3 protein-coding genes and 1 pseudogene are annotated in these 3,559 nt (G+C 72.6%); 1 reads left to right on the top strand and 3 read right to left on the bottom strand.

The features are described 5' to 3' along the window. On the top strand, positions 1-447 hold a 447-nt coding region (locus tag ABD211_RS23875; RefSeq protein ID WP_344136122.1), incomplete at its 5' end, for a metallopeptidase family protein. Between the two features lie 58 nt (positions 448-505). On the opposite strand, the gene ABD211_RS23870 is transcribed toward ABD211_RS23875, so the two are convergent. The 3 genes and pseudogenes from ABD211_RS23870 to ABD211_RS23860 all read right to left on the bottom strand — a co-directional run. Continuing rightward, entirely contained in the window at positions 506-766 is a 261-nt protein-coding gene (locus tag ABD211_RS23870) for a WhiB family transcriptional regulator (RefSeq protein ID WP_344078524.1), read from the bottom strand. A gap of 385 nt (positions 767-1,151) precedes the next feature. After that, complete coding sequence (locus ABD211_RS23865) at positions 1,152-2,282, bottom strand: 1-acyl-sn-glycerol-3-phosphate acyltransferase (protein ID WP_344136119.1); 1,131 nt, start codon at positions 2,280-2,282, stop codon at positions 1,152-1,154. A 284-nt stretch (positions 2,283-2,566) separates the two neighbouring features. Beyond that, positions 2,567-3,310 (bottom strand): annotated as a pseudogene (locus tag ABD211_RS23860) (patatin-like phospholipase family protein); the annotation flags it as partial. Between the last annotated feature and the right edge of the window lie 249 nt (positions 3,311-3,559).

Genomic DNA, 3,559 nt, shown 5'->3' with positions numbered 1-3,559 from the left:
ACCGGCCCCCGGGCCGGCGGGCCGGGGCGGCGGCCGTGGCGTGACCGGCACGGTCGCGGGCTGCGCGGCCGGCTGGTGCCGGCGTCGGTGCCCCTGTCCCGTACCCGGGCGGAGATCTTCGACGACCTCGTCCTGGACACGGTCGAGGAGCTGGAGCGGCGCTACGCCCGCGAGCTGGCCGGGATCGAGTTCGCGGTCGAGGACGTGCCGCCCGACCTCAACGTCTACGACACGGATGTGCTGGAGGACGGCGACGTCCCGCTCGCCCGGCTGCTGCCGGGGCGGCCGGGGCGCACCGCCATGCCGGCCCGCATCGTGCTGTACCGGCGGCCGCTGGAATACCGCGCGGCCGACCGGGACGAGCTCGCGGATCTGGTCCACGACGTGATCATCGAGCAGGTGGCGAACCTGCTGGGCGTCGATCCCGAGGACATCGAGAACGACTGACAGCGTTAGCGGCTGAATCGTCAGGGGCGCGCCCACCGGGCGCGCCCCTCGCTATATCTCAGGCCGCTCGGCGCTTGAGCCGGCGGCGCTCCCGCTCCGAGAGCCCGCCCCAGATACCGAACCGCTCGTCGTGCCCGAGCGCGTACTCCAGGCACTCGGCCTTCACATCGCACCGCGAGCAGATTCGCTTCGCCTCGCGGGTCGAACCACCCTTTTCGGGGAAGAACGCCTCCGGGTCAGTCTGCGAGCAGAGCGCCCGCTCCTGCCACTCCGGGGCGTTACCCAACAGATCCGCCAGGATCAGTCGGCCGCCATCCATCTGTTGCCTCCTTGCCGTGCGCCGGGCTAACCCGACGCAACCCCCACGCCAAAAAGAGGACGCGTAAATCCACAACGAGACGATTTGCACCGTCCCGTCAAAATACCCCCGGTGAAATTACACGCGTGTCATACATGCGCCGTCAAGCGGAACCTGATAAATAGGCCAGCTCACCGGCGCGCCGCCGCGCGACTCGCGGTAATCCACGGGTCACCCAGCGAAGTCCCTGGTGAAGAGCCCAGTTGGTACTGGTGAAGAGCGGTGCCCTCCCCCGGCGGGTGAGCCGGTCGGTCGGTGTGGGTCGCGCTCGACACGTCTATATCGAGCGAGCCGCGCCATGGGTAACGGCGCCGGCAATCCGACACGCCGTAGTGCGCGGATTTTTTCAGGCGGGCTCGCTGTCGCGGGTTTCCACGGGGTCCTGCGGGAGGTCACCATCGCTACGCGTTACCCGCTGATGCGCGATCCACGCGTCGATCCGCTCCCACCAGTCGAACAACCACGGCACCAGCGCCTCATGGGTACGCGGGACGTCCGTGGCGACGACCCGCCACCAGCGCGCCCTGATGACCGTCTCCATCGGCAGTCCACGCCAGACGTCCGCGACCGTGACCAGGTCGTCGAGGCCGGTGTGCGCCACGAAGATGACGTCGGCGTCGGGGGCGGCCGTCAGCGCCGCCGTCACGCCGCCCGACCGCGGCGGCAGCAGGTTGGTCATGCGGCGGGCCCGCCACGCGTCGGCGTAGCGTCTGCGCTGCTCCAGGCGCTGGATGCCGAGCTTCCACCGGGTCCGGGTGAAGTTCCCACCCTCGGGGAAGATGACCAGCGCGCCGTCGGTGCCGAGCCCGGCCGCGAGCCGCCGGATCTCCCCGAGTACGGCCGACTCGCGGACGTGTCCACTGTCGGCACCCGCGCCGGCGTCCTCATCCACGTTCGGCGCGACGCCCGCGTGGCGGGGGCGGACGAAGGCGTGCGGCAGGCGGTTGATGACCACGTCGATGCTGGGATCTAGCTGCAGCGCGGCCTTCATGACGATGCGCGGGCGGCGCTGGTAGAGGTTGAGCAGGTGGTGCACGAGCAGGAAGCTGTCGCCCGGGCCCGCGTGCCGGCTCAGCACGATCACCGGGCGGGCCAGCCGGGCGCGCAACTCGTCCGGGGTGTGCTCCGGCTCGTCGATCTCGACGCGCAGGTCGAAGACCTTGGTGGCGATCGCGAAGATCCGGGCGAGGAACCAGCCCATCAGCGCGTAGTGACGCTCCTGGTAGAGGGTGGACCGGATCCGGCCGCCGAACCCGCTGGACACCCACATGCCGAGGCAGGCCAGCAGGGCCATCGCCTCCATCAGCGCCCACACCACGGCGAACCAGACCAACCGCATGGTGCGCCGGCGGCCGTACCGGGAGGGCAGCAGCAGGGACAGCAGCAACAGCAGCGGGCTGAGCAGCAGCAGGGTCAACGCCAGCACGATGACGAGCGGTGCGACGACCAGGCGGCGTACCAGCTTCGGCGGCAGCATGGCGCTCAGCGCCCGTGCTCGGCGAGATGGTGCTCCGCGAGGTAGCGGGACGTGGCCTCGTAGGCCCGGTCGATCTGCCGGTCGACCCGCCCGAAGTCCTTGTAGCGCCACTGGCTCAGCTCGCCGGACCGGTTGGCGCCGCTCGCCGCCCGGCGGGTCGCCAGCCGGCCCGTGGGCACCCGCGCGGGCGACCTCCCGTTGGCCTCGGCCTGCACACCGCCGTTGGTCCGGTCCCCGCCGGGCTGGTCCCCGCCGGGCTGGTCCCCGCCCGGTCTATCGCCGTTGGTGCTGCTCTCGGGCTCGGCGAAGCCGGCCGGCAGGACGTGCGCGTGGACGCCCTTGGGCAGGGTCGCCATCTCCTCGACGAAGCGGTGCCGGCGGGCGATCTCGAACGAGACCAGCCCGACCTCCCAGGGCCGGCGGGGCGGGCGCAGCGGCTGCTCGATGCGGCCCACGTGCAGGACGTAGATCCGGGTCGCGCCGAGCTGCACCGCCCGGCCGACCGGGATGCTGTGCACCAGGCCGCCGTCGAAGAAGTGCTCGTCGCCGATGCGGACCGGCGGCAGCAGCCCCGGGACGGCCGCCGAGGCCAGGACGGCCGGCACGAGCTCACCCTCGCCGAACCAGTGCGCGGCGGCCCGCTCGACGCAGGCGGCCACGCACTGGAACGGCACCGCCAGGTCGGCGAAGTCGCGCGCCGGCAGCTCGTCCTCGATAAGACGGCGCAGCGGCGCGTTCGCGTGGATGTGGGTGCCCGACCGGGCGAGCGTGTTGAGCCGGGTGAACAGCGAGCCGGCGAACGCCGTGCGGACCACCTGGGAGCGCCACACCTCGGCGAGCCGCTCGGCGGCGCCCGCCGGGTCGTGCGCGACGAAGACGCCGTTGATCGCGCCGATGGACGTGCCGACGACCAGGTCGGGCCGGATGTCGGCCTCCGCCAGGGCGCGCAGCATGCCGACCTCGCTGGCGCCCAGCACACCGCCACCGCCCAGGACGAACGCCGTACGCACCTCAGCGCGGACCGCCATGCCGCAACCCTAGTACGCCGAAGGCCCGTCCGGCGCCGCCCGCGGAGCACCCGGCGCCGAACGTCCACCGCGACGCGGAGAACCTTCCGCGCGACCGGCTACGCCTGCTTCTCCGCCTCGCCCGACTCGACGATCGTCGGCTCGCTGGGCGCCACGATCCTCGGCGCTGCCGGGGGCACGAACGGGGACGCGGCTGCCGGCGGCCCGGGGGCGGCGGCCGGCGGCACGGGTGGGGCGGCCGGCGGCGCG

It is taken from the genome of Luedemannella flava, assembly GCF_039528515.1.
In the GTDB taxonomy this organism is placed as follows: domain Bacteria; phylum Actinomycetota; class Actinomycetes; order Mycobacteriales; family Micromonosporaceae; genus Luedemannella; species Luedemannella flava.
The sequence above is the reverse complement of the archived record's forward strand: the minus strand, read 5'-3'. Positions and strand labels throughout refer to the sequence as shown.

Coding starts and splice junctions, on each gene's coding strand:
- ABD211_RS23870 (WP_344078524.1), bottom strand. CDS start 766: ATGGATGGCGGCCGACTGATCCTGGCGGATCTGTTGGGTAACGCCCCG.
- ABD211_RS23865 (WP_344136119.1), bottom strand. CDS start 2,282: ATGCTGCCGCCGAAGCTGGTACGCCGCCTGGTCGTCGCACCGCTCGTC.